Source organism: Leifsonia sp. fls2-241-R2A-40a (assembly GCF_030209575.1).
In the GTDB taxonomy this organism is placed as follows: domain Bacteria; phylum Actinomycetota; class Actinomycetes; order Actinomycetales; family Microbacteriaceae; genus Leifsonia.
On sequence record NZ_JARVRS010000001.1, the window covers coordinates 2725438 to 2750340 of the forward strand.

At 70.5% G+C, this 24903-nt stretch carries 21 protein-coding genes; 15 read left to right on the plus strand and 6 right to left on the minus strand.

The features are described from left to right. Positions 1 to 29: 29 nt before the first annotated feature. The 3 genes from QRN40_RS13505 to QRN40_RS13515 all read left to right on the plus strand — a co-directional run bounded on the left by QRN40_RS13505 (position 30) and on the right by QRN40_RS13515 (position 4650). On the plus strand, positions 30 to 1892 hold the full coding sequence (locus tag QRN40_RS13505; protein WP_285116198.1) for an ABC transporter ATP-binding protein: 1863 nt from the start codon (positions 30 to 32) through the stop codon (positions 1890 to 1892). Positions 1893 to 1987: 95 nt separating this feature from the next. Beyond that, positions 1988 to 3916, plus strand: a complete 1929-nt coding sequence (gene typA, locus QRN40_RS13510; protein ID WP_285116199.1) for a translational GTPase TypA — start codon at positions 1988 to 1990, stop codon at positions 3914 to 3916. A gap of 263 nt (positions 3917 to 4179) precedes the next feature. Further along, complete coding sequence (locus tag QRN40_RS13515; RefSeq protein ID WP_285116200.1) at positions 4180 to 4650, plus strand: hypothetical protein; 471 nt, start codon at positions 4180 to 4182, stop codon at positions 4648 to 4650. Between the two features lie 12 nt (positions 4651 to 4662). Here QRN40_RS13515 and efeB read toward each other — a convergent pair whose 3' ends face one another. The 3 genes from efeB to efeU all read right to left on the minus strand — a co-directional run bounded on the left by efeB (position 4663) and on the right by efeU (position 8192). Then, positions 4663 to 5901, minus strand: coding sequence for an iron uptake transporter deferrochelatase/peroxidase subunit (gene efeB / locus QRN40_RS13520; RefSeq protein WP_285117495.1), 1239 nt, complete (start codon positions 5899 to 5901; stop codon positions 4663 to 4665). A gap of 161 nt (positions 5902 to 6062) precedes the next feature. Next, on the minus strand, positions 6063 to 7262 hold the full coding sequence (gene efeO, locus QRN40_RS13525) for an iron uptake system protein EfeO (protein ID WP_285116201.1): 1200 nt from the start codon (positions 7260 to 7262) through the stop codon (positions 6063 to 6065). A 66-nt stretch (positions 7263 to 7328) separates the two neighbouring features. Continuing rightward, positions 7329 to 8192: an iron uptake transporter permease EfeU gene (gene efeU, locus QRN40_RS13530; protein ID WP_285116202.1), complete on the minus strand. Its 864-nt coding sequence runs from the start codon at positions 8190 to 8192 to the stop codon at positions 7329 to 7331. 100 nt (positions 8193 to 8292) lie between these two features. On the opposite strand from efeU, the gene QRN40_RS13535 reads away from it, so the two are divergent. From QRN40_RS13535 to QRN40_RS13550, 4 genes are all read left to right on the plus strand, one after another. Then, positions 8293 to 8673 (plus strand): hypothetical protein, encoded by a 381-nt coding sequence (locus QRN40_RS13535; protein WP_285116203.1) that lies wholly within the window; start codon positions 8293 to 8295, stop codon positions 8671 to 8673. Between the two features lie 34 nt (positions 8674 to 8707). Beyond that, positions 8708 to 9028 carry a ferredoxin gene (fdxA, locus tag QRN40_RS13540; RefSeq protein WP_121261659.1) on the plus strand — a complete coding sequence of 107 codons (321 nt, stop codon included), beginning with the start codon at positions 8708 to 8710 and terminating at the stop codon, positions 9026 to 9028. A gap of 13 nt (positions 9029 to 9041) precedes the next feature. Then, positions 9042 to 10160 carry a succinyldiaminopimelate transaminase gene (gene dapC / locus QRN40_RS13545; protein ID WP_285116204.1) on the plus strand — a complete coding sequence of 373 codons (1119 nt, stop codon included), beginning with the start codon at positions 9042 to 9044 and terminating at the stop codon, positions 10158 to 10160. Positions 10161 to 10392: 232 nt separating this feature from the next. Continuing rightward, positions 10393 to 11649: a citrate synthase gene (locus tag QRN40_RS13550; RefSeq protein WP_502878940.1), complete on the plus strand. Its 1257-nt coding sequence runs from the start codon at positions 10393 to 10395 to the stop codon at positions 11647 to 11649. Between the two features lie 14 nt (positions 11650 to 11663). On the opposite strand, the gene QRN40_RS13555 is transcribed toward QRN40_RS13550, so the two are convergent. Both QRN40_RS13555 and QRN40_RS13560 read right to left on the minus strand, forming a co-directional pair. Further along, positions 11664 to 14270 carry a penicillin acylase family protein gene (locus QRN40_RS13555; protein WP_285116206.1) on the minus strand — a complete coding sequence of 869 codons (2607 nt, stop codon included), beginning with the start codon at positions 14268 to 14270 and terminating at the stop codon, positions 11664 to 11666. 76 nt (positions 14271 to 14346) lie between these two features. Further along, positions 14347 to 14970, minus strand: coding sequence for an SACE_7040 family transcriptional regulator (locus QRN40_RS13560; protein ID WP_285116207.1), 624 nt, complete (start codon positions 14968 to 14970; stop codon positions 14347 to 14349). Positions 14971 to 15086: 116 nt separating this feature from the next. Between QRN40_RS13560 and QRN40_RS13565 the strand changes: the two genes are divergently transcribed. The 8 genes from QRN40_RS13565 (at position 15087) to QRN40_RS13600 (ending at position 24174) form a co-directional block, all read left to right on the plus strand. Next, the gene (locus QRN40_RS13565) at positions 15087 to 16694 is read left to right on the plus strand and encodes a carboxyl transferase domain-containing protein (protein ID WP_285116208.1); all 1608 of its coding nucleotides are present in this window, start codon (positions 15087 to 15089) and stop codon (positions 16692 to 16694) included. Between the two features lie 5 nt (positions 16695 to 16699). Then, positions 16700 to 18853, plus strand: a complete 2154-nt coding sequence (locus QRN40_RS13570; RefSeq protein WP_285116209.1) for an ATP-binding protein — start codon at positions 16700 to 16702, stop codon at positions 18851 to 18853. After that, positions 18850 to 20082, plus strand: coding sequence for an acyl-CoA dehydrogenase family protein (locus QRN40_RS13575; RefSeq protein ID WP_285116210.1), 1233 nt, complete (start codon positions 18850 to 18852; stop codon positions 20080 to 20082). Before QRN40_RS13570 ends, QRN40_RS13575 begins: the two co-directional genes overlap by 4 nt. A gap of 36 nt (positions 20083 to 20118) precedes the next feature. Continuing rightward, the gene (locus QRN40_RS13580) at positions 20119 to 20886 is read left to right on the plus strand and encodes a CoA transferase subunit A (protein WP_285116212.1); all 768 of its coding nucleotides are present in this window, start codon (positions 20119 to 20121) and stop codon (positions 20884 to 20886) included. Beyond that, the gene (locus QRN40_RS13585) at positions 20883 to 21530 is read left to right on the plus strand and encodes a CoA transferase subunit B (RefSeq protein WP_285116214.1); all 648 of its coding nucleotides are present in this window, start codon (positions 20883 to 20885) and stop codon (positions 21528 to 21530) included. The genes QRN40_RS13580 and QRN40_RS13585 overlap by 4 nt, the downstream gene beginning before the upstream one ends. Then, complete coding sequence (locus tag QRN40_RS13590) at positions 21527 to 22075, plus strand: MaoC family dehydratase (protein ID WP_285116215.1); 549 nt, start codon at positions 21527 to 21529, stop codon at positions 22073 to 22075. Before QRN40_RS13585 ends, QRN40_RS13590 begins: the two co-directional genes overlap by 4 nt. Then, entirely contained in the window at positions 22072 to 22893 is an 822-nt protein-coding gene (locus QRN40_RS13595) for an HpcH/HpaI aldolase/citrate lyase family protein (RefSeq protein WP_285116216.1), read from the plus strand. The genes QRN40_RS13590 and QRN40_RS13595 overlap by 4 nt, the downstream gene beginning before the upstream one ends. 162 nt (positions 22894 to 23055) lie before the next feature. Next, a complete protein-coding gene (locus tag QRN40_RS13600) occupies positions 23056 to 24174 on the plus strand; it encodes an aldo/keto reductase (RefSeq protein ID WP_285116218.1) in 1119 nt (372 codons plus the stop codon). A gap of 103 nt (positions 24175 to 24277) precedes the next feature. Here the strand turns inward: QRN40_RS13600 and QRN40_RS13605 are convergent, their stop codons facing one another. Further along, positions 24278 to 24862, minus strand: a complete 585-nt coding sequence (locus QRN40_RS13605) for a TetR/AcrR family transcriptional regulator (RefSeq protein WP_285116219.1) — start codon at positions 24860 to 24862, stop codon at positions 24278 to 24280. Positions 24863 to 24903: the final 41 nt, after the last annotated feature.

The following is a 24903-nucleotide window of genomic DNA, read 5'->3' on the forward strand; positions in this document are numbered from 1 at the left end:
CCGGACGCCCCCGAAAGGAACCACGAATCATGACCGAGACCACAACGGCTCCGGTCGGCACCGCCACCCCGGGCGGCCCCGTCCTCGAGGTGAACGGCCTGTCCGTCGACTTCGGGGTGGACGGCGCATGGGTGCCCGCCGCGAAGAACCTGGACTACCAGATCAAGGCCGGCGAGGTGCTCGCCATCGTGGGTGAGTCCGGCTCGGGCAAGAGCGCCAGCTCGATGGCGATCCTCGACCTGCTGCCGAAGAACTCCCGCATCCGCGGTTCGATCAAGCTGGACGGGCGCGAGCTCACCGGCCTGGGCCCGCAGCAGATGCGCCGCGTGCGCGGCCGTCAGGTGTCCGTGATCTTCCAGGAGCCGATGACGGCTCTGAACCCCGTGTACACGGTCGGTTCGCAGATCATCGAGACCCTGCGCATCCACTTCGGGATGTCGCCGCACGAGGCCAAGGAGCGCGCGCTCGAGCTGCTCGCGATGGTCGAGCTGCCGGACCCGAAGAAGGCGTTCGACTCGTACCCGCACCAGCTCTCCGGCGGACAGCGTCAGCGCGCCATGATCGCCCAGTCGATCTCGTGCGACCCGAAGCTGCTGATCGCCGACGAGCCGACCACCGCGCTCGACGTGACGGTGCAGGCCGAGATCCTGGAGCTGCTGCGCAGCCTCCGCGACCGCCTGGACAGCGCGATCCTGCTGATCACCCACGACATGGGCGTCGTCGCCGACCTGGCCGACAACATCGTCGTCATGCGCAAGGGCGACATCGTCGAGTCCGGCACGGTGAAGGAGGTCTTCGCCAACCCGCAGCACCCGTACACGATCGCGCTGCTGAACGCCGTCCCGCACCTGGGCCAGCGCGAAGACGAGGAGATCGACACGACGGCCGCCCTCGCGGCGGGCACCGAGAACCCGGACGCCTCGTTCACCGAGCGGATCCGCGCCAACGAGCGCGCGGCGCAGGCCGAGCACGAGAAGTCCGAGATGGACAAGCGCAAGATCGTCGTCGACTTCTCGAACGTCGCGATCGAGTACCCGAAGCACGGCCGCGTTCCGGCCTTCCGCGCGGCGAGCGACATCGACCTCAAGATCCACGAGGGCGAGGTCGTCGGCCTCGTGGGCGAGTCGGGCTCCGGCAAGACCACGCTCGGCCGTGCGGCGATCGCGCTGCTGCCCATCCACTCGGGCAAGCTGGTCGTCGCCGGTCAGGACATCAGCAAGCCCAGCCGGGATGAGATCCGGGCGCTGCACCGCAACGTCGGCATCGTGTTCCAGGACCCGTCGTCGTCGCTGAATCCGCGCCTCCAGATCTCCGACTCCATCGCCGAGCCTTTGCGCCTGGCGAAGAAGCTGAAGGGACCGGAGCTCGCGCGCGAGGTCGACCGCCTGCTCGACAGCGTCGAGCTGCCGCGCGCCTACCGCAGCCGGTTCCCGCACGAGCTCTCCGGCGGCCAGAAGCAGCGTGTCGGCATCGCCCGCGCGCTGTCGCTCAAGCCGCAGGTGCTCATCGCGGACGAGCCGACGAGCGCGCTCGACGTGTCGGTCCAGGCCCGCGTGCTGGAGCTCATGCAGTCGCTGCAGAAGGAGATGAACTTCGCCTGCCTGTTCATCACCCACGACCTCGCCGTCATCGACGTCCTCGCCGACCGCATCGCGGTGATGCACCACGGGCGCCTGGTGGAGGTCGGAACCCGCGACGAGATCCTCCGCTACCCCAAGGAGGCGTACACGCAGCGACTGCTCGCCGCGGTGCCCCTCCCGGACCCGGACCAGCAGCGCGCCCGCCGTGCGCTGCGGCTGGAGCTGCTCGCCGCCGGCTCGGACGAGGCCCAGACCGGGCCCATCCCGCAGGAGCCGCAGACGCCCGAGCCGCCCGTCGCGCAGGGGCTGTAGCGCTCGCTGACAGCGGACACAGGAGAAGGGGAGCGGATCCAGGATAGAATGGACCGTTCCCCTTCTTCCTTCTGACGAGAGTCGAGTCTTCACGCATGTCCGAGAACGCCGTCGCCCGCCGCGACGATCTGCGCAATGTCGCGATCGTCGCACACGTCGACCACGGCAAGACCACGCTGGTCGACGCCATGCTCAAGCAGACGAACTCGTTCGATGCGCACGCTCACGTGGAAGACCGCGCGATGGACTCCAACGAGCTCGAGCGTGAGAAGGGCATCACGATCCTCGCCAAGAACACGGCGATCTCGTACAACGGCAAGCACGCCGCGAACGGCCCGATCACCATCAACGTGATCGACACCCCCGGCCACGCCGACTTCGGTGGCGAGGTCGAGCGCGGCCTGTCCATGGTCGACGGTGTCGTGCTCCTGGTGGACGCGTCCGAGGGCCCGCTGCCGCAGACGCGCTTCGTGCTGCGCAAGGCGCTCGAGGCGAAGCTCCCCGTCATCCTCGCGGTCAACAAGACCGACCGCGGCGACGCGCGCATCGAGGAGGTCGTGAGCGAGAGCCAGGACCTGCTGCTCGGCCTCGCCAGCGACCTCGCGGACGACGTGCCCGACCTCGACCTCGACGCCATCCTCGACGTGCCGGTCGTCTACGCGTCCGGCCGCGCCGGCGCCGCGAGCCGCAACCAGCCCGCGAACGGCGAGCTGCCCGACAACGACGACCTCGAGCCGCTGTTCGAGGCCATCCTCGAGCACATCCCGGCCCCCAGCTACGACCCCGAGGCGCCCCTGCAGGCGCACGTGACGAACCTCGACGCCTCGCCGTTCCTCGGCCGTCTCGCCCTGCTCCGCATCTTCAACGGCACCCTCAAGAAGGGCCAGACCGTCGCGTGGGTTCGCCACGACGGCGACGTGCACAACGTGCGCGTCACCGAGCTGCTGATGACGAAGGCGCTCGACCGCTATCCGGCCGAGTCCGGCGGCCCCGGCGACATCGTCGCCGTGGCAGGCTTCGCCGACATCATGATCGGCGACACGCTGGCCGACCCGGACGACGTGCGCCCGCTGCCCGCGATCCACGTCGACGAGCCCGCGATCTCGATGACCATCGGCACCAACACCTCCCCGCTGGTCGGAAAGGTGAAGGGCCACAAGCTCACCGCGCGCATGGTCAAGGACCGCCTCGACCGCGAGCTCATCGGCAACGTGTCGCTGCGCGTGCTCGACATCGGCCGTCCCGACGCGTGGGAGGTGCAGGGCCGCGGCGAGCTGGCGCTCGCCATCCTCGTCGAGCAGATGCGACGCGAAGGCTACGAGCTCACCGTCGGCAAGCCGCAGGTCGTCACCAAGCGCGTCGACGGCAAGCTGCAGGAGCCGTTCGAGCACCTGACGATCGACGCCCCCGAGGAGTACCTCGGCGCGATCACGCAGCTGCTCGCCGCCCGCAAGGGCCGCATGGAGAACATGGCGAACCACGGCACCGGCTGGGTCCGCATGGAGTTCATCGTCCCGTCGCGCGGCCTGATCGGCTTCCGCACCGAGTTCCTGACCACCACCCGCGGTACGGGCATCGCGAACGCGATCGCCCACGGATACGACGACTGGGCCGGCCACATTGTGACCCGCAGCAACGGCTCCATCGTGGCCGACCGCTCCGGCGTGGTCACCCCGTTCGCGATCATCGCCCTGCAGGAGCGCATGACGTTCTTCGTCAACCCGACCGAAGAGGTCTACGAGGGCATGGTCATCGGCGAGAACTCGCGCGCCGACGACATGGACGTGAACATCACCAAGGAGAAGAAGCTGACCAACATGCGTCAGTCGACCGCCGACAACTTCGAGTCGATGACGCCGTCGCGCCAGCTGACGCTCGAGGAGTGCCTGGAGTTCGCCCGCGACGACGAATGCGTCGAGGTGACCCCGGAGGCCGTCCGCATCCGCAAGGTCGAGCTGGATGCGACCGCGCGCGGCCGCGCCGCCGCCCGCCTGAAGCGCCAGGACGCCGCCGCCGCGGTCTGACGGCCGCTGCTGTTCCTCCGGAGGCCCGCCCGCGCACTGCGCAGGCGGGCCTCCTTCGTGTCGGGGCCGGGGCGGAACCGGGTTGCGTCGGAGATCCCGGCGCTACGGAAGGAGATGCGGCCAATTCGGCCCCGAATCTCCTCCCGCACCGCGGTACGTCGGAGATTTGGGACCCGGACTCCTCCGTTGCCACGGATCCGACGGGAGGACGCGCAGGCGGATCATGCAGCCTGCTGCGCGGATGCGTCGGGGACAATGGAGGCATGAACCGCCGTCGCCTCCTCGTCGTCCCGCTCGTCGCCGCGCTGCTGCTCGGGTCGGCGCCCGCGCTCAGCGGGTGCAGCTTCCAGGGCGCCGTGAAGGACCTCTCCGGCGGCAACGTCGACATCGGCGGCACCTCCGTGCCGTCCGACTTCCCGAAGGACGTGCCCCTGGCCAGCGGCGACGTGGTCTTCGGTGCGGGCCTCGGCTCCGGCGACGACAAGGTGTGGAACGTTACGGTCAAGGTCGACGGGGGAGACGCGTACACCGCCATCGAGAAGCAGCTGACCGATGCGGGCTTCAGCGGCGAGTTCGGCGCACGCGGGCCGAACGGCGGCGGCACGGGCACGTTCAGCAACGGCACGTACGGGGTGCTCGTGGTCGTCACGGACGCGGGCAGCAACGGCTGGGTGGCCAACTACTCCGTGTCCAAGGGCAAGGCGCCGAGCCCGACACCGACCGCGGGGTCGTGACAGCCGGGGCCGTCAGGCGAACAGCCCGGCCCCCACATACGACCCTTCCTTCGCGCCGGGGGGCACGGCGAAAACACCCGAGCCGACGTGGCGCACGTATTCGTTCATCAGGTCGTTCGACGCGAGGCGCTGCTGGATCGGGATGAACTGCGTGCGCGGGTCGCGCTGGAACGCGATGAAGAACAGGCCGGCGTTGAGCCGTCCGAGCTCGTCGTTGCCGTCGACGAAGTTGTAGCCGCGGCGCAGCAGCTGCGCGCCCCCATTGGAGGTGGGATGCGCGAGCTTCACGTGCGAGTCGGGGTCGATCTTCGTGCCGCCGTCCTTCGCCAGCGCGAGGAAGTTGGGCGGGGTGAACTCGGTGCCGCCGGAGAGCGGGGCGCCCTCGCCCTTGTCGCGTCCGATGATCCGCTCCTGCTCGCCGAGCTGCTGCCGGTCCCAGGTCTCGATCACCATGCGGATCTTCCGCGCGACGAGGTACGAGCCGCCGTGCATCCAAGCGGCGCCGTCGTCGCCCGCGGCCCACACCTGGTCTTCGACCACGGACTGGTCCTCGGACTTGATGTTCGCGGTGCCGTCCTTGAAGCCGAACAGGTTGCGCGGAGTCGCCTGGGCGCGCGATGTGGAGGAGGTGCGGCCGAAGCCGAGCTGCGACCAGCGGATCGCCGCACGCCCGAACGCGATGCGCGACAGGTTGCGGATGGCATGGACGGCGACCTGCGGGTCGTCGCTGCACGCCTGTACGCACAGGTCGCCGCCGGTGATCGCGTCGAGCAGGGCGTCGCCGGGGAAGCGCGGCAGGTCGACCAGTGCCGCCGGGCGCCGGGAGGCGATGCCGAAGCGGTCGACGCCGGCGGCGGTGCGGAACAGGGTGGCGCCGAACCCGAACGTCAGCGTGAGCCCGCCGGGCGGCAGGTCGAGGGCCTCGCCGGTGTCGTCCGGGGGAGCGTCGGACGGGCCCGACGTCGGTCCGTACTTGCCGGCCGGTCGGCCCTGCGTCATCCGCGCGGCGGCCGTGGTCCAGTCGTGCAGCAGCTCGATCAGGCCGTCCCGGTCGAGCCCGGGGGCGACGTCGAACGCGGCGAAGTGCAGCCGGTCCTGAGCGGGCGTGGTGATGCCGGCCTGGTGCGCGCCGTAGAACGGGTAAGTGGATGCGGACCCGGCCGTTGCCGCGGCCACCGCGCGGTCCACGCCCACGCCCGCAGCAGCGCCCACGAGCCCGGCGCCGACGGTCGCGCCGGCGAGCCCGAGCATCCCGCGCCGCGACAGCCCCGGGCGCCCGGCGTCCTGCCGCCCGGCGTCCTGCCGCCCGGCGTCCTGCCGCCCGGCATCCTGCTGCCCGGCGTCCTGCTCGATGGCCGCGTGCGCGGATTCCGGCCGCTCGGCGCTCTCGTGGTTCTGCTGCGACACGCGCCCTACTTGACGATGATCGAGGTCAGTCGGCTGAGCGGCTCGCTGAGCGCGTTGACCTGGTCGGAGAGCTGCTTCACCTGGTCGGTGCTGAGCGCGGTGTAGCTGACGAAACCGTCGCCGCTCTTGTACTGGGCCAGGGTCGTGGCGATCGTCGTGAACTCGGAGTCGAGCTTCGTGACGACGTCCTTCCCGCTGCTGCCCTTCGACTCCGCGATGTCGCGGACGACCCCGTACGCCACCTGGGCTCCTTCGAGGTTCGCCTGGAAGTCCTGCAGGTCGGTGTGCGAGAAGGCCTCCTCCTCGCCGGTGATCTTCGATCCCGCGACCTCCTCCATCAGGCCGATGGCCCCGTTGGAGATCTGGTCGATGGTCAGCGTGAAGGACTTCGCGTGCACGAGGTCGTAGAGGCGCTGGGTGTCGGCGACCAGTTTGTCCGCGAGCTGGATACGCGTCGCGCCGTCGGCCGGGGTGTAGCCCGCGGGTGCCCAGAGGTCCTTCTCGATGCGGTGCCAGCCGGTCCAGTCCTGGCCCTCGGCCAGGTCGGCCTCGCGGAGGTCGAGCGCGGGGTCGAGGTCGCCGAACTGCTCGGCGGTGGGCTCGATCCGCTCGTAGAAGGCCCGGGTCGCGGCGTACTGCGCCCGCGCAGCGGCCGCGTCGCCGCCGGCGTACGCCGCCGCGAACGACTTCGTGGCGGTCAGGAGCGCTCCCGACTGGTCCTTGACGTATCCGATGTAGTTCGTGACCGCCTGGCCGACCTGCTTGCTCTCGCTCTGCGAGACGGCCTTCCCCGATCCGGGTGTGACCGTGAACGCGGCGACGTGCGCCGGCTGGCCTACCATCCCCTTGCGGCACGCCGAGAAGTAGTCGCCTTCGGGCAGCTGCACCACGTAGTTGACGGTGGTGCCCGGGCCGATGTTCTCCTTCTCGCCGACGATGCGCAGCTTGTCCGTCGCGAGCAGCTCGAACTCGTTGACGTCGGCGCCGTTGTTGGTCACCTGGAAGGTGATCGGTCCCGCCTTCGCCGTGCTGGTCGAGACGGTGCACTTCGAGTCGGTCAGCGTGACGGCGATGGCCTCGTCGGACGCGGTCGCCTGATTGGGCACGCAGCCGGTCAGTGCGGCGGCGAGGGCGGCGGCTCCGGCGAGGGATCCGGCGGTGGCGACGAGGCGGCGGCGGACCGGGCGGGCCGTGCGGGTGGTCACCGGGCGGAGTCGGGGCATGGGTGTGCTGCGCTTTCTCTGGGGCGTCGGGAAGGTGAGGGGAGGGGGTCAGGAGGCGATGGGCGCGTGCGACGCGGTGGCGGCAGCCGGCTTCCGGGCCGCAGGGCGCGCCGAGGCGCGGTGCTGCCGCACGTAGAAGAACCCGACGACCGCGAGGTACGCGACCCACGCGACCACCTGCAGCCAGGTCGGCGACGGGTTGAAGTTCAGGATGCCGGCGGCGAGGGTGCCGTACCAGCTGGAGGAGGGGATGGCGCCGCTGACGTCGTAGGCGTGGACGCCGCCGCCGGGGATGAGGCCCGCCTCCTGGAGGTCGCCCAGGCCGTACGCGAAGACGCCGGCCGCGACGACGATGAGGAACACGCCGGTCCAGGTGAAGAACGTGCCGAGGTTGATCTTGACCATGCCGCGGTAGAGCAGGAAGCCGAGCACTGCCGCCGTGGCGAGCCCGAGGAGCGCGCCGACCGCGGGTTCCCAGCTGCCGCCGGTGCTCGCGACCGTCGCCCAGACGAACAGCGAGGTCTCGATGCCTTCGCGGCCGACGCTGAGCATGGCCAGGAGCACGACGCCCCAGCCGGCACCGACGAGTGCCGAGTCGAGACGGTTGTGGAGGGTGGACTTCATGGAGCGGGCCGTCTTGCCCATCCAGAACACCATCCATGTGACGAACCCGACTGCGACCAACGAGAGCGAGCCGCCGAGGATCTCCTGAGCCTCGAAGCTCATGCCGTAGGGCCCCCAGGTCAGCGCGGCGCCGATTGCGAGCGGGATGATGAGCGCGATACCGACGCCGATCCAGAGCTTCGAGAGCACCTCGGTGCGACCGAGCTTGACGACGTAGGCGACCAGGATGGTGACGATGAGCGCCATCTCGAGGCCTTCACGGAGGCCGATCAGGTAGTTCGCGAGCACAGGGGACCTTGTCCAGGATCGGGGGCTGAGGTTGGTAAGGCTAACCTTACCCATTCGACTGTAGATCACGTCTCCGAGAGTGTCCAGGTAGGATTCGAGGATGCTCAGCCGGATCGTCAGCGCCATCCTCCTCGTGCTGGCCGGGGCCGCGATCGGTGCGATCGGAACCATCGCCCACCAACTCACGGTGGCGTGGGGCATCCCGATCCCGCTCGGCCTGATCCTGTCTCTGCTCGCCTACACGTCGCTGCTGGTCGGCCTCCGCCTGCTCGGGCACAGCCGCCTCCCGGCGCTGCTCGCGGCGCTCGGCGCGATCGCGGTCATCCTGCTCTTCACGCAGCAGAGCGGGGGAGGGTCGGTGCTCATCCCGAACAACCTCGCCGGGCAGGTCTGGCTCGTCGCGCCCATCCTCATCGCGGCGGTCGTCGTCGCCTGGCCGGACGTGCAGGGCCGCCGACGCGTCGGCGACGGCATAAGCTAGAAGAACCGCTCCTCGTGAAGGGATCCGAACCACTGTGACCTATGTCATCGCTCTCCCGTGCGTCGATGTGAAGGACAGGGCCTGTATCGACGAGTGCCCCGTCGACTGCATCTACGAGGGCGAACGGTCGCTCTACATCCACCCCGACGAGTGCGTCGACTGCGGCGCCTGCGAGCCGGTCTGCCCCGTCGAGGCGATCTACTACGAGGACGACCTGCCCGAGGAGTGGAAGGACTACTACCGCGCGAACGTGGAGTTCTTCGACGACATCGGCTCGCCCGGGGGCGCCTCGAAGGTGGGCGTGATCCAGAAGGACCACCCCGTGATCGCCGCGCTGCCTCCGCAGGCCCACTGAGCGGCCGCGCGCTGTGGCTCTGCAGGAGCTCCCGGACTACCCTTGGGACCTGATGGTCCCGTACGCCGAGCGTGCGCGTGCGCACGCCGACGGCATCGTGGATCTGTCGATCGGTTCGCCCGTCGATCCGACGCCCGACCTCATCCGCCGCGCGCTCGCCGAGGCGACCGACGCGCACGCATACCCGCAGACGGTGGGCACGCCCGCCCTGCGCGAAGCGATCGTGGACTGGTTCGAGCGCCGCCGCGGGGTGCGCGGGCTCACCGTCGACAACGTCCTGCCGACCATCGGCTCCAAAGAGCTCGTGGCGCTGCTGCCGTTCATGCTGGGGCTCGGGGAGGGCGACATCGTCGTGCACCCGCGTGCCGCCTACCCGACGTACGCCGTCGGGGCGACCATCGCCGGCGCGACCGCCGTCGCGAGCGACGAACCGGCCGAGTGGCCGGAGGGCACGCGCCTGGTCTGGCTGAACTCGCCGGGCAACCCGGACGGGCGCATCCTCTCGGTGGACGAGCTGCGCGCGGCCGTCGCCCGCGCGCGCGAGCTCGGCGCCTACATCGCCAGCGACGAGTGCTACGCGGAGCTGGGCTGGGAGGCGCCGTGGGATGCGGAGCGCGTCCCCAGCATCCTCGACCCCCGCGTGATCGGGCAGAACCGCGAGAACGTGCTCGCCGTCTACTCGCTCAGCAAGCAGTCGAACCTCGCCGGATACCGTGCCGCGTTCGTCGCCGGCTGCCGCACGGTCGTGTCGCGGCTGGTCAACGTGCGGAAGCACGCCGGCCTGATGCTCCCCGCCCCGCTGCAGGCCGCCATGGTGGCCGCACTCGGAGACGAGGAGCACGTGGAGGCGCAGAAGGAGCGCTACCGCGCACGCCGCGAGCTGCTGAAGCCGGCACTCGAGGCGGCGGGCTTCCGCGTCGATCGCAGCGAGGGCGGCCTGTACCTCTGGGCCACGGAGGGGCGTGACGCCTGGGACAGCATCGGTCGTCTCGCCGACCTCGGCATCCTCGCCGGTCCGGGCCACTTCTACGGCGAGTTCTTCCCGCAGCACGTGCGGCTGTCGCTCACCGCGACGGATGAGCGGGTGGCCGCGGCGGCGGAGCGGCTGCGCGCCTTTGGAGACTCCCTCTAACCGATCCGCGCAGGCTTTGCCCGATGCCGCAGTTGTCGCCGAGGTTCGTTAGGCTGTACCGGCAGGGCCGCTAGCGCGCGGCACTGTGCAGCGCTGCCACAACCGGCGCGCAAGACCCCGACTATCCCCACCAGGAGGCGTTGTGAGCGGACTCGGCACCGAGAGCACTGGCACCGAGAAGGCCCCCACCGAGGCCGACCTCGCGCCGGAGACCGAGCTCGCGACGGCCTCGCTGAGCTACCCGGGGGGCGTCGCGGAGTTCCCGATCCGTCCCAGCGTCGACGGTGCCTCGAGCATCGACTTCTCCACCCTGACCAAGCAGACCGGGCTCACCAGCCTCGACTACGGCTTCGTCAACACGGCGGCCACGCGCTCCTCGATCACCTACATCGACGGCGAGCAGGGCATCCTGCGCTACCGCGGCTACCCGATCGAGCAGCTCGCCGAGAACTCCACGTTCCTCGAGGTCGCCTGGCTGCTCATCCACGGTGAGCTCCCGACGCCGGCCGAGCTGGCGGAGTTCGACGAGCGCATCCGCCGTCACACCCTCCTGCACGAGGACCTGCGCCGCTTCTTCGACGCGCTCCCGCACGACGCGCACCCGATGTCGGTGCTGTCGAGCGCGGTCTCCGCGCTGTCGACCTTCTACCAGGACTCGCTGAGCGTGCACGATCCCGAGCAGATCGAGCTGTCGACCATCCGTCTTCTCGCGAAACTCCCGGTGATCGCCGCGTACGCGCACAAGAAGAGCCTGGGCCAGGCGTTCCTGTACCCGGACAATTCGCTGAGCTTCGTCGACAATTTCCTGCGCCTCAACTTCGGCACGCTGGCCGAGCCGTACGAGGTGAACCCTGTGCTGTCGCGCGCGCTGGAGCGTCTGCTGATCCTCCACGAGGACCACGAGCAGAACGCCTCCACCTCGACCGTCCGTCTGGTCGGCTCGACGCAGGCGAACCTGTTCGCCTCGGTCTCCGCCGGGATCAACGCCCTCTACGGCCCGCTGCACGGCGGCGCGAACGAGGCCGTGCTTCAGATGCTCGCGGGCATCCGCGACTCCGGCGAGAGCGTCCAGAAGTTCGTGGAGCGGGTGAAGAACAAGGAGTCCGGCGTCAAGCTGATGGGCTTCGGTCACCGCGTCTACAAGAACTTCGACCCGCGCGCCAAGCTCGTGAAGCAGTCGGCGGACGAGGTGCTCGAAGCGCTCGGCGTGCACGACCCGCTGCTCGACATCGCGAAGGAGCTGGAGGAGGTCGCTCTGGCCGACCAGTACTTCGTCGACCGGAAGCTGTACCCGAACGTCGACTTCTACACGGGCGTGATCTATAAGGCCATGGGCTTCCCGACGCGGATGTTCACGGTGCTGTTCGCGATCGGCCGGCTCCCCGGATGGGTGGCCCACTGGCGCGAGATGAACCTCGACCCGCAGACGAAGATCGGCCGCCCGCAGCAGCTGTACGTCGGCTCCCCGGAGCGCGACCTCGGCCGCTGAGCCACAGCCGGTCGTCAGTGCGGCGGTCGCAGGGTGAGGGTCTGCGTCGCGGCCGCGCGGACCGCGGCGGCGGTGAACGGCCACGGACGCGTCTTCCCGACCGCCCAGAGATCCGTCTGGTCGGTGTAGTGCGCGTCGAAGGCGTGCCCGGAGGCTCCGGTCAGGTTGATCCAGGTGCTCTTGTCGAGGTCGGCGAGGTCCACGACCATCCGCATCGAGGGGACGCGCGAGACGCCGTAACCGACGGATGCGTCCCAGCCGGTCGCATCCACGACCGACGAGCCGCCCCCGACGTGCCACGGTCCGCGGTTGAACAGCCACTCGATCGGTGCGACGCCGGACTCCCCGAGGCTGGCGTTCTCCAGCGTCAGGGTGTGGAGGCGGTCCCAGCGCCACGACGACGGATCGCCGCCGAGCAGGTGCCCGGTCTCGCGCCAGGCGCGCCCGGCCGCGAGGGTCAGCATCCCATCGCGGTCGGTCGTGCCGAGGTCGGAGTCCACCCACCAGGTCGATTCGGGCTCGTCGAGCAGCGAGCCCACCACCGCGAACCAGCGGTCACCGCCGGTCGGCGCGGTCGCCGCGGGCAGCCGCCGGGCGAACATGTCGTGCAGCAGCTCCTTCCAGAACACGGCGAAGAAGGCGGCGGGAGCGCTGTCCGCGTCGTCGCGGTAGTCCCACCCGTCGAGCAGCTGGGCCGCCCGCTGTACGTCGGCGGGCGCATCCGGCTTCTCGGCCACGGCGCGCAGCACCGGCACGAGGTTCGCCGCGTTCGCGTCGTACGTGTCCGACTGGATCGCCGACATGTCCGCCGAGGTGACCTTCTTCCCCGCGCCGAACAGCGTCGCCAGCCGCACCTCGATCTGGTTCGCGCGGTAGCCGAGGTCCCAGTCCGCGGTGATGAGCTGCGGATAGGCGGGGCCGACGGCGGCGTTGTTGGCCGTCACGAGGTAGCCGGCCGGCGGGTCGAGCACGGAGGGGAGCTGATCGAATGGGATGGTGCCGGTCCAGGCGTACTGGCTGGTCCATCCCGGGACCGGCAGCGTTCCGTCGCCCCCACGGCGTGTGGGGATGAGCCCGGGCGCCTGGTAGCCGATGTGCCCGTCCACGTCGGCGTAGACGAGGTTCTGCGACGGGACCTGGAAGGACTGCGCGGCGGCACGGAATCCGGCCCAGTCCCGCGCAGTGTCGAAGGCGAAGATCGCGTTCGCGGTCGTGCCCGGCGTCAGCGCGGTCCAGGCGAGCGAGAGCTGGAACTGCTGCGCGGGGACCCCGAGCTTGCCCGCCTGGTCTTTCGCGATGGCGGCGTAGGCATCGCCGATGTCGGTCACGATCGGGCCGTGGAGGGTCGAGCGGACGGTGATCGTCACGTCCGCGCCGCCGGCGACGTGGATGCGCTCGGTGCGCTTCTGCAGCGGCACCTGCTTGCCGTCGTACTCGTACGTGCTGCCGGTGACCTTCTCGACGAACAGGTCGGCGACATCCGGGCCGAGATTCGTGAAGCCCCAGGAGATGCGGTCGTTGTGCCCGATGATGATGCCCGGGAAGCCGGAGAAGCTGAACCCGGATACCTCGAACGGGCAGGCGGGGCCCGGCTTCGTGCAGTGGAGGCCCATCTGGTACCAGACGGAGGGGAGGGCTGCGCCCAGGTGCGGGTCGTTGGCGAGCAACGGCTTGCCGCTCGCGGTGTGCGCGCCGCCGACGACCCACGAGTTCGAGCCGATGTCGTCTCCCGCCGGTCCCATCAGCTGCGGCAGGCGGTCCACGCTGGCGGCGATCTGCTGCAGTTGCGAGGCGTAATCCGACGGGTTCACTGCTGCGGCGCTTGCCGAGCCGTCGTCCGCTGAGGATGCGATGGCGCCGGGACGCACGTCCGGCGTCGTGACCCGCGGGTTCCCGCCTCCGAGGTCGGTGATCGTCGGATGGCTCGTGTACGAGTAGCCGGGATGCAGCTCGGCGACCTGCTCGGGCTTCAGTTTCGTCGCGAGCAGCGCCCGGTCCACCTCGTCCTCGAGGTTGGAACGGAGGTCCCAGGCCATCGCCTTGAGCCACGCGACCGAGTCGGCGGGTGTCCATGGTTCGGGCTTGTAAGACGGATTCTGCAGCCCGAGCACGGCGTACTCGAGCGACAGCTCGGCACCGGAATGCTGTGCGAGGTACGCGTTCACCCCGTCCGCGTAGTCCTGGTAGTAGCGCAGCGAGGTCGGGTCGAGCAGCTTCACCTCCTGCTCGGCGACGCGCCGCCAGCCGAGGGTGCGGATGAACGTGTCGGTCGGCACCTGGCTCGCGCCGAAGAGCTCCGACAGCCGGCCCGAGGTGACGTGCCGCCGGAAGTCCATCTCCCAGAAGCGGTCCTGCGCGTGCACGAACCCCTGCGCCCGGAAGAGGTCGTCGGCGGTGGAGGCGTACAGCTGCGGCACGCCTGCTCCGTCGCGGTACACCGTGACCGGAGCGGTGAGTCCCGGCACATCCACCGAGCCGGAGGTCTGCGGGAAGGACCTGGTCACCGTCCAGACGCCGACGCCGCCCGCGATGACCACGAGTGCGAGCAGGAGGACGACCACCCCGCCGACGACCCGCAGCACCCGATGATGCCGTCTGAGCCGGGGGGTGTCCTCGCCCACGTCACTCCTTCGGGTCGGGTAGCGCAGCGCCGTCACTGTGGACTGTATCCCATGCCCGTGACGGCCCGGCGGGCGGTCAGGGCGAGGTGAGCGCCGACCAGGCCATCCGTTCGAGCACGGGGCGCACGGCGTCGGAGGCCACCTGGTGGGTGCCGACCCGTGCGGTGTGCGGGGTGGAGTTGAGGAGGCCGAAGGTGCCCTGCACGCGCACGCGGAGCTCGTCGTCGTCGAGCCGGGGATGCAGTGCGCCGAGCACGCGCATCCACACCTCGACGTAGCGACGCTGCAGGCGGCGCACCTGGCGCCGGGCGGTCTCGGTGAGGGAGTCGAGGTCGCGGTCCTGCACGCGGATGGTGTCGGGCTCGCCGAGCGCGAAGTCGATGTGGAAGCCGATCAGGGAGCGCAGGGCGGCGTCGGCGTCCTCGGCGGTCTCCTCGACCGCCTGGCCTCCCGCGAGGAGCCGTTCGCTGACGCCGACGAGGAGCGCTTCGAGCACGGCCTGCTTGGAGGCGAAGTGCCGGTAGACCGCCGGTCCACTGACACCGACCGCTGCACCGAGGTCTTCGATGGAGACCCCGTTGAAGCCGCGCTCGGCGAACAGCCCGGCGGCGGCCTCCAGCAGCGCCGCGCGGCGATCGGCCTTGGCCTGGCTGCGCTGCGTCGGGCGCTCGAGCGGCGCGGCGGGGTCGAGCTGGGTCATCGTCCTCGATGGGGTTCGGCCGCAGCTGCGGCGCTGGACATTTCGGTTAATGAACACTAACCTAAAACCGAGTTAGTGACCACTAACCGAATGTCGACGACGACACACGGAGCAGCATGCCGACCCTGATCAGTGAGGCGTCCGCCACGGACGCCCGGTTCGAGCAGAACGACGCGGCCCAGCGCGAGCTCGTGGCCGACCTCCGGCGACGGCTCGCCGTGGCGGCGGCCGGCGGTCCCGAGCGGGCGCGCGAACGTCACGTCGCGCGCGGAAAGCTGCTGCCGCGTGACCGCATCGACGCGCTCCTCGACGAGGGGAGTCCCTTCCTCGAGCTCGCACCACTGGCCGCGACAGGGATGTACGACGACGAGAGCCCGGCAGCGGGCGTGATCGCCGGCATCGGCCTCGTCGCCGGCCGCCACGTGATGGTGGTCTGCAACGACGCGACGGTCAAGGGCGGAACGTACTACCCGATGACGGTCAAGAAGCACCTCCGGGCGCAGGAAGTGGCGCTGGAGAACCGCCTCCCGTGCATCTACCTGGTCGACTCCGGAGGCGCGTTCCTCCCGATGCAGGACGACGTCTTCCCCGACCGCGACCACTTCGGCCGCATCTTCTACAACCAGGCCCGGCTCTCGGCGGCGAAGATCCCGCAGATCGCCGCAGTGCTCGGCTCCTGCACCGCGGGCGGAGCATACGTCCCGGCGATGAGCGACGAGACGGTGATCGTGCGCAACCAGGGCACGATCTTCCTCGGCGGACCGCCGCTCGTGAAGGCGGCGATCGGCGAGATCGTCAGCGCCGAGGAGCTCGGCGGAGGCGACCTGCACGCCCGCACGTCGGGCGTCGTCGACCACCTGGCGGAGGACGACGAGCACGCGCTCGCGATCGTGCGCGACATCGTCGCGACGCTGCCCGCACCCGCCGCCCCCGCCTGGTCCGTCACCGAGACGGTCGAGCCGGCGGCCGATCCGGCCGAGCTGTACGGCGTCGTCCCGGTCGACGTGCAGGCCCCCTACGACGTGCACGAGGTCATCGCGCGCATCGTCGACGGCAGCGGCTTCCACGAGTTCAAGCCCGAGTACGGGACGACGCTGGTGACCGGCTTCGCGCACATCCACGGGCATCCCGTCGGCATCGTCGCCAACAACGGCGTGCTGTTCAGCGAGTCCGCCCTGAAGGGCGCGCACTTCATCGAGCTGTGCGACCAGCGCGGTATCCCGCTGCTGTTCCTGCAGAACATCTCCGGCTTCATGGTGGGCCGCGACTACGAGGCCGGCGGCATCGCCAAGAACGGCGCCAAGATGGTCACGGCAGTCGCCACGACCCGCGTGCCGAAGCTCACCGTCGTGATCGGCGGATCCTTCGGTGCGGGCAACTACTCCATGTGCGGCCGCGCCTACTCGCCGCGCTTCCTGTGGATGTGGCCTGCCGCACGCATCTCGGTGATGGGCGGCCAGCAGGCGTCCAGCGTCCTCGCGACCGTCAAGCGCGACCAGCTGGAGGCGCGCGGCGAGGAGTGGAGCTCCGAGGACGAGGCCGCGTTCCGCGCGCCGATCACCGAGCAGTACGAGGAGCAGGGCAACCCGTACTACTCGACCGCCCGGCTCTGGGACGACGGCGTGATCGACCCCGCCGAGACCCGGACGGTGCTGGGGCTCGCCCTCGACGTGGTCTCCCGTTCTCCGCTGCCCGACACCGCCTTCGGGCTCTTCCGGATGTGACCGCCGTGACCTCTACGCCTTTCCGCACCGTCCTCGTCGCCAACCGGGGAGAGATCGCCTGCCGGGTGATCCGCACGCTGCAGCGCCTGGGCATCCGCTCGGTCGCCGTCTACAGCGACGCCGACCGCGACGCGCCCCACGTCGCGCTCGCCGATGTCGCCGTCCGCCTGGGTCCGCCCGCCGCCCGCGAGAGTTACCTCAACGTCGACGCGATCCTGGAAGCGGCTCGCCGCACCGGCGCAGAGGCCGTCCACCCCGGATACGGCTTCCTGTCCGAGAACCCCACGCTCGCGGAGGCGTGCGCGCGGGCGGGCATCGTGTTCGTGGGACCGGACGTCCGCGCGCTCGAGGTCATGGGCGACAAGATCACCGCGAAGCACGCCGTGGCCGAGTACGACGTGCCCACCATCCCGGGCATCGCCGAGCCGGAGCTCAGCGACGACGACCTCATCGCAGCCGCCGAGCGGATCGGGTTCCCCGTGCTGGTCAAGCCGTCCGCGGGCGGCGGCGGCAAGGGGATGCAGGCGGTGCACACGCCCGCCGAGCTCCCCGAGGCCCTTCGTGCCGCACGGCGCGTCGCGGCCGCGGCCTTCGGCGACGACACGCTGTTCCTGGAGCGGCTGGTCGCCTCCCCCCGGCACATCGAGGTGCAGGTCCTGGCCGACCGCCATGGCGGGATCGTGCACCTCGGCGAGCGCGAGTGCTCGCTGCAGCGGCGCCACCAGAAAGTTGTCGAGGAGGCGCCGTCGCCGCTGCTCGACAGCGCCACCCGGGAGCGGATCGGCGAGGCCGCGTGCCGGGTCGCCGCGAGCGTCGACTACGTCGGTGCGGGGACGGTCGAGTTCCTGGTCTCGGCGGACTCGCCGGACGAGTTCTTCTTCATGGAGATGAACACCCGGCTGCAGGTCGAGCATCCTGTCACCGAGCTGGTGACGGGCCTCGACCTGGTGGAGCAGCAGCTGCGCATCGCCGCCGGCGAGCCGCTCGCCTTCGGGCAGGCGGAGGTCCGACTGAACGGCCACGCCGTCGAGGCCCGCGTGTACGCGGAGGACCCGGAGCGCGGCTTCCTCCCGGCCGCTGGTCACGTGCTCGCGCTGCGGGAGCCGCGCGGGGAGGGCGTGCGCGTCGACAGCGGGCTGGCCGCGGGCATCCCGATCGTCACCGACTACGACCCGATGCTCTCGAAGGTGATCGCCTGGGGCGAGGACCGGGACGAGGCGTTCGCCCGCCTGCGCGGAGCGCTCGCCGGGACGAGCATCCTCGGCGCCGTGTCGAACGTCGCGTGGCTCGTCGACCTCGTCTCCGACGACGATGTGCTTGCGGGGCGCATGGACACCACGCTCATCGACCGCCGGTTCTCCGAGCGCCAGCCGGCGCCCGTGACCGAGCCCGAGCTGATCGCGGCCGCGCTTATGGCGCACCGGGACCGCTGGGAGGCGCCGCCGGAGGTCGGGCCGCTGTGGGCCGCACCGACGGGATGGCGGCTCGGACGGGCGCGGCCGGTGCGGTACGACGTCGAGGGCGTCACCGTGACCGTCGCCGGCGGGACCGAGGACGCGAGGGTGTCGGTCGGCCTGGATGCTGCCGCGCCGCGTCGCGCCGCGCTGCGCGTGAGCGGACCCGCGGCGGCCGGCGAGCCCGGCGTCGCGCTGCTCGAGCTCGACGGCGAGACCGTGCGGTTCGACGTCGCGCGCGACGGGACGACCGTCTGGCTGGGCCGCGAGGGCCGCGTGCGGCCGCTGCGCCTGCGCGACCGTGCGACCGTTCTCGCAGACCGCCTCGCGGCCGTCGACCGCGGGACGCTCGCGGCGCATCCCGAACTCCGCTCGCCGATGCCGGGAACGGTCGTCGCCGTCCCCGTCGACGCGGGCGCACGCGTGGAGGTCGGCGACACCGTCGTCGTCGTCGAGGCGATGAAGATGGAGCACCGGCTGGTGGCTCCCGTGGCCGGGACCGTCACGGTGCACGCCGCACCCGGCGACCTCGTCCGGCTCGACCAGCTCGTCGCCCGCGTGGATGCGGACGACGTGCCCGACGCGGACGACGTGCCCGCCGCATCCACCCCCACCCCCGATGTGCCGCCTCACGAGGCGGACGCGGCGCCGACACGACCGGCCGCCGCACGAGAAAAGTCACCACGAGAGACAGGACCCGCATGACCATGCAGATGACCCGCACCGGCGCCACCGGCGGCACCGACGCCGCGGCCGAGACCGACATCGCCGGCTTCCAGCTCACCGACGAGCAGCGCCGGCTGCGCGACGAGGTCCGCGACTTCGCAGACACCGTCGTCGCGCCCGCCGCCTACGAGTACGACACCAAGCGCAGCCTGCCGTACGACATCATCGCCGAGATGGGCCGGATGGGCCTGTTCGGCCTGCCCTTCCCCGTCGAGTACGGCGGCCAGGGCAAGGACTACCTGTCGCTCTGCATCGCGGTCGAGCAGCTGGGACGCGTGGACCAGTCCATCGGCGTCACCCTCGAGGCAGGCGTCGGCCTCGGCGTCATGCCGATCTTCCGGAGCGGCACCGAAGAGCAGAAGCAGGAGTGGATGCCGATGCTCGCGCGCGGCGAGGCGCTCGCCGGGTTCGGGCTGACCGAGGCGGAGGCGGGCTCCGACGCGTCGGGCACGAAGACGACCGCCGAACTGCGCGACGGCGAGTGGGTGATCAACGGGACCAAGCAGTTCATCACCAACTCGGGCTCCGACATCACGCGCCTCGTCACCATCACCGCGGTGACCGGCGAGTCGACGCGGCCCGACGGCTCCATCAAGAAGGAGCTCTCGGCGATCATCGTCCCCACCGGCACCCCCGGCTTCGTCGCCGAGCCGGTGTACGACAAGGTCGGCTGGCACACCTCCGACACCCACCCGCTCACCCTGACCGACGTGCACGTGCCCGAGGCGAACCTGCTGGGGGAGCGCGGCCGCGGCTACGCCAACTTCGTGGAGACGCTCGACGAAGGCCGCGTGGCCTTCGCCGCGCTCTGCACCGGCGCCGCCCAGGGCTGCCTGGAGGAGGCCATCCGCTACTCCAAGAGCCGCAATGTGTTCGGCCGCCCGATCGGCTCCAACCAGTACATCGCCTTCAAGATCGCGCGGATGCAGGCGCGGGTGCATGCCGCACGCCTCGCCTACTACGACGCATGCTTCAAGCTGATGGCCGGCAAGCCGTTCAAGCTGGAGGCGTCGATCGCCAAGCTGACCGCGAGTGAGGCGGCGATGGACAACGCCCGCGACGCCACGCAGATCTTCGGCGGCTACGGCTTCCTCAACGAGAACCCGGTCGCGCGGCACTACCGCGACTCGAAGATCCTGGAGATCGGCGAGGGCACCAGCGAGGTCCAGCTCATGGTCATCTCGCGCCAGCTGGGCTTCTCCGCCTAGCCTGAAGGCGGCTACGGACCTCGAGGAGGAGGACGGATGATCGACAAGACGGTCGCGAGCGCCGCGGAGGCGGTCGCCGACATCGCGGACGGCAGCACCCTCGCCGTGGGCGGGTTCGGGCTGTGCGGCATCCCGAGCGCGCTCATCCAGGCGATGCTGGAGGCGGGCACCACCGACCTCGAGATGGTCAGCAACAACTGCGGCGTCGACGACTGGGGGCTCGGTCTCTTGCTCGCCGAGCGTCGCATCCGAAAGATGGTCAGCTCGTACGTCGGTGAGAACAAGGAGTTCGCCCGCCAGTTCCTCTCCGGCGAACTGGAGGTCGAACTCACGCCGCAGGGCACGCTCGCCGAGAAGCTGCGCGCGGGCGGCGCCGGCATCCCTGCCTTCTTCACCCCGGCCGGGGTCGGCACCCAGATCGCGACCGGCGGCCTGCCGCGCCGCTACGCACCGGACGGCTCCGTCGCCGTGGCCAGCGAGCCGAAGGAGGTTCGCACGTTCGAGGACGCGGAGTACGTGCTGGAGCGGTCGCTCCGCCCCGACTTCGCGCTCGTCCACGCGGCGAAGGGCGACCGCCACGGCAACCTGGTGTTCCACGCCGCGGCGATGAACTTCAACCCGCTCGCCGCCATGGCCGGGCGGGTCACGATCGCCGAGGTGGAGGAGCTGGTCGAGCCCGGCGAACTCGACCCGGGGGCGGTGCACTGCCCGGGCATCTTCGTCCAGCGCGTCGTCCATGCGCCCGGAGTGGAGAAGCGGATCGAGCGACGCACGGTCGCCGCCGCGGAAGGGACCGCACGATGAGCCTGTCGCGCACCGAACTCGCCGCCCGGGTCGCACGCGAGCTGGAGAACGGTCAGTACGTCAACCTCGGCATCGGGATGCCCACGCTCATCCCGAACTACATCCCGGAGGGCGTCGAGGTCATCCTCCACTCGGAGAACGGCGTGCTCGGCGTCGGCCCCTACCCGGCCGACGACGCCGTCGACCCCGACCTCATCAATGCGGGCAAGGAGACCGTGACCGTGAACCGCGGCGCGGCCTTCTTCGACTCGTCGCTCTCGTTCGGGATGGTGCGCGGCGGCCACGTCGACCTGGCTGTCCTCGGTGCCATGGAGGTCTCGGAGACTGGCGACCTCGCGAACTGGATGATCCCCGGCAAGATGGTGAAGGGGATGGGCGGCGCGATGGATCTCGTGTTCGGCGCCAAACGCCTCATCGTCATGATGGAGCACGTCGACAAGGAGGGCCGCCCGAAGATCCTGCGCGAATGCACCCTCCCGCTGACCGGCACGGGATGCGTCGACCGGATCATCACGGACCTCGCGGTGATCGACGTGACCGACGACGGCCTCGTCCTGCGGGAGGTCGCGCCCGGCGTGACCGTCGACGAGGTGGTGGCGGCGACGGGCGCACCGCTGCGGATAGAAGTGGAGCAGGCGGCATGAGAGAGATCGAGCAGCGCGGGCTGTACTACGAGGAGTTCGAGCCGGAGACCCGCTACCTCCACCGGCCCGGACGCACGGTGACGGAGGCCGACAACGTCTTCTTCACGACGCTCACCATGAACACGCAGGCGCTGCATCTCGACGCCGCCTGGTCGGCGCGGCAGCCGTTCGGCGAGCGGCTGGTGAACTCCATGTTCACGCTGGCCACCATCGTCGGTGCGTCGGTCGCCCAGCTCACGCAGGGCACCATCGTTGCCAATCTCGGCTTCAGCGAGGTCGCGTTCCCGCACCCGCTGCACCACGGCGACACGCTCTACTCGGAGACGGTGGTGGTCACGAAACGGCTGTCCGCATCCCGCCCCGGTCAGGGCATCGTCACCCTCGAGCACACCGGCCGCAATCAGGACGGCGTGGTCGTCGCCACGGCCACCAGGCAGGTCATGGTCTGGTGCAAGGATGCGTCGCCCGCGTCGGCCGTCGACGATGTCGCGGCGGATGCGAGTGCGCTCGACCCGGGAGCGTCCGAGCCGGACGGCATCCTGTGACGGCTGACGCGACGCCGGTGTTCCCCTGGGGGCCGGCGCTGCTGTTCTGCCCGGCCGACCGCCCCGAGCGCTACGCGAAGGCGCTGGACCGGGCGGATGCGGTCATCCTCGACCTGGAGGACGCGGTGGACCCGTCGCGGCGCCCGGCCGCCCGGGAAGCGCTCGTCGCCTCCGACCTCGATCCCTCGCGCGTGATCGTCCGGGTGAACCCGGCGGGGACGGCGGACCACGACGCCGACCTGTCCGCGCTCGCCGCGACCCCGTACCGGGCCGCGATGCTGCCCAAGGCCGAGCGTCCCTCGGACCTCGACGGACTCGGCGGGTACGACGTCATCGCCCTCTGCGAGAGCGCCGCCGGCGTGCTCGCCGCCCCGGCGCTCGCGCAGGCGCCTACGGTGCTCGCCCTGATGTGGGGCGCGGAGGACCTCGTCGCGTCCCTCGGAGGAACCTCCAGCCGGCACGCCGACGGGCGGTACCGGGATGTGGACCGCCACGCCCGATCGTCGGTGCTGCTGGCCGCCGGCGCGGCCGGCGCGTTCGCGATCGACACGGTGCATCTCGACATCGCCGACCTGGACGGTCTGGCCGCGGAGGCGGAGGATGCGGTCGCCGTCGGATTCGCGGCGACCGCGTGCATCCACCCCGGTCAGGTGGAGACGATCCGGGCGGCCTACCGGCCGTCTGCGGCCGAGGTGGAGGCCGCCCGGGAGCTGCTCGCAGCGGCCCGAGACGCCGGCGGGGGAGTGTTCCGACACGCCGGTCGGATGGTGGACGGACCGGTGCTTGCGCACGCCAGAGCAGTGCTCCGACGTTCGTGATGAAACTGTGACCTAGCTTTACCCGGCGGTTCACCCGTTTCGTCCTTCCGGCGTCGGAGGCATGACGTACGCTGCAAGTGTTCAATCAGAAGTCCAAGGTTCTCGAATCGATTCGAGTCCGCGGAGTTCCGGCAGAACCAGTCGTCACGGGGAGGGGGAGAGATGCCACAGCTTCTACCCCTGCGCCTGCTCGAGACCGTCGGTCTCCGCAGCAGTTCCGACGCCTCCCGTGCCGCCCGCACGACGGACCGGCCGAGCGCCGAGGCCGGCGCCCGCGACCTCGCCCGGGCTGGAACGGCCGAGCCTCCGACCGGCGTGATCGACGTCGACCCTGCTATCGCGACCACCGGTCCCCTCTCGATCATCGCTCCGCGCCGAATCGGCGAGAGCGACCTCGCGGTGTACCCGCTGTCGCTCGGCGCGAGCGTCTTCGGCTGGACGGCCGACGGAGACACGTCGCTCGCGATCCTCGACCGGTTCGCAGAACTCGGCGGCAACTTCATCGACACCGCCGACAGCTATGTCGGCGGTCGCAGCGAGCTGCTCATCGGCAAGTGGATGCGCGAGCGCGGCAACCGCGACCGCATGGTGGTCGCGACGAAGGTCGGCCGCCACCAGGAGAACCCCGGTCTCGGCGCCGTCAGCGTCGTGCGCGCGGTGGAGGCGTCGCTCGAGCGGCTGCAGACCGACTACATCGACCTGCTCTACTTCCACGAGGACGACCCGGAGACTCCGCTGGAGGACAGCCTTGCGACAGCGGAATGGCTGATCGAGAGCGGCAAGGTTCGCTACCTCGCAGCATCGAACTTCACCGCCGACCGGCTGATCGAGGCGCGCATCCTCTCGTCGTCCGGGCTGCCCAAGTTCGTGGCGATCCAGACGCAGTACAACCTGATGCACCGCACCGAGTTCGAGAGCGCGCCGCGGATCGTGGCGGCGGCCCAGGGCCTCGCGGTGATGCCGTACTACGCGCTGGCGAACGGCTTCCTCACCGGCAAGTACCGCAGCAAGAACGATCTCACCGGCGGGGCGCGCAGCGTCCGTGCGTCGGCGTACCTGAACCGCCGCGGCCTGCGCGTGCTCGCGGTGCTCGACCGCATCGCGGCGGAGCACAGGGTCGCTCCGGCGAGCATCGCTCTCGCCTGGCTGCTGGCCAAGCGCACGATCGTCGCACCGGTGGCGAGCGCGAGCCGCCCGGACCAGGTCGACGCGCTGATGGCGGCGGCGGGCATCCGGCTCACGCGTGCGCAGATGCTCGACCTCGACCGCGTCTCCGAGTAGCCACCCACCTGCTTGACGCAACACGCCGTCGGGCGTGCGCGCGACGACGACGTGTCGTGACAACCAGGTTGCGTGCGCTGGCCCGCGTGACGCGCGAGTGGGCTTACGCCTCGGCGAGGATGCGGTCGAGCGCGCGGTGCAGGGCGGCACCCGCCGCGATGGGGTCGCCGACGTAGCCGCCGGCGAGCGCGCCGTCGCGCGCGAGGATGAGGTCGTCGGCTGCGTCGCCCGGGCGCGGGTGGCCGATCTGCCGGAACAGCTCCTCGATGCGGTCGGCGTACCAGTCGCGGTGGGCGGTGACGGCGAGGCGCACGGGGTCGGTCTCGTCCGCGAACTGGGCCGCCGCGTTGATGAACGGGTCGCCGTGGAATCCGGGGTCGACCGCATCCTGGTTGATCGCGTCGACGAGGGCCCGCGCGATGTCGCGCGGGTCGTCGAACTTCGTCTCCTGCTCGGCGAACCACTCGCGCACCTGGCGGTCGCGGCCCTCGACGTAGGCGATGATCAGAAGGTCCTTGGACCGGTAGTGCTTGTAGAACGTCGCCTTGGTGACGCGGGCTCCGGCGATGATCCGGTCGACGCCGACCGTGTGGATGCCCTCCTGGTAGAAGAGCTGGTCCGCCGTTGCGAGGATCTTGACCTTCGACGGCGCTGGCGGCCGGATGGTCGCTCGGGCACTTACGACCATCCGGACGACTCCTTCTGTGAGGAGGCCTGGTGGCCTCCGGC

What these genes read in the sequence shown, in the direction of transcription:
- QRN40_RS13580 (WP_285116212.1), top strand. Translation starts at nt 20,119, where the DNA reads ATGATCGACAAGACGGTCGCGAGCGCCGCGGAGGCGGTCGCCGACATC.
- QRN40_RS13560 (WP_285116207.1), bottom strand. Translation starts at nt 14,970, where the DNA reads ATGACCCAGCTCGACCCCGCCGCGCCGCTCGAGCGCCCGACGCAGCGC.
- QRN40_RS13590 (WP_285116215.1), top strand. Translation starts at nt 21,527, where the DNA reads ATGAGAGAGATCGAGCAGCGCGGGCTGTACTACGAGGAGTTCGAGCCG.
- QRN40_RS13600 (WP_285116218.1), top strand. Translation starts at nt 23,056, where the DNA reads ATGCCACAGCTTCTACCCCTGCGCCTGCTCGAGACCGTCGGTCTCCGC.
- QRN40_RS13565 (WP_285116208.1), top strand. Translation starts at nt 15,087, where the DNA reads ATGCCGACCCTGATCAGTGAGGCGTCCGCCACGGACGCCCGGTTCGAG.
- QRN40_RS13605 (WP_285116219.1), bottom strand. Translation starts at nt 24,862, where the DNA reads ATGGTCGTAAGTGCCCGAGCGACCATCCGGCCGCCAGCGCCGTCGAAG.
- typA (WP_285116199.1), top strand. Translation starts at nt 1,988, where the DNA reads ATGTCCGAGAACGCCGTCGCCCGCCGCGACGATCTGCGCAATGTCGCG.
- QRN40_RS13575 (WP_285116210.1), top strand. Translation starts at nt 18,850, where the DNA reads ATGACCATGCAGATGACCCGCACCGGCGCCACCGGCGGCACCGACGCC.
- efeB (WP_285117495.1), bottom strand. Translation starts at nt 5,901, where the DNA reads ATGCTCGGGCTCGCCGGCGCGACCGTCGGCGCCGGGCTCGTGGGCGCT.
- QRN40_RS13585 (WP_285116214.1), top strand. Translation starts at nt 20,883, where the DNA reads ATGAGCCTGTCGCGCACCGAACTCGCCGCCCGGGTCGCACGCGAGCTG.
- QRN40_RS13505 (WP_285116198.1), top strand. Translation starts at nt 30, where the DNA reads ATGACCGAGACCACAACGGCTCCGGTCGGCACCGCCACCCCGGGCGGC.
- QRN40_RS13535 (WP_285116203.1), top strand. Translation starts at nt 8,293, where the DNA reads ATGCTCAGCCGGATCGTCAGCGCCATCCTCCTCGTGCTGGCCGGGGCC.
- QRN40_RS13515 (WP_285116200.1), top strand. Translation starts at nt 4,180, where the DNA reads ATGAACCGCCGTCGCCTCCTCGTCGTCCCGCTCGTCGCCGCGCTGCTG.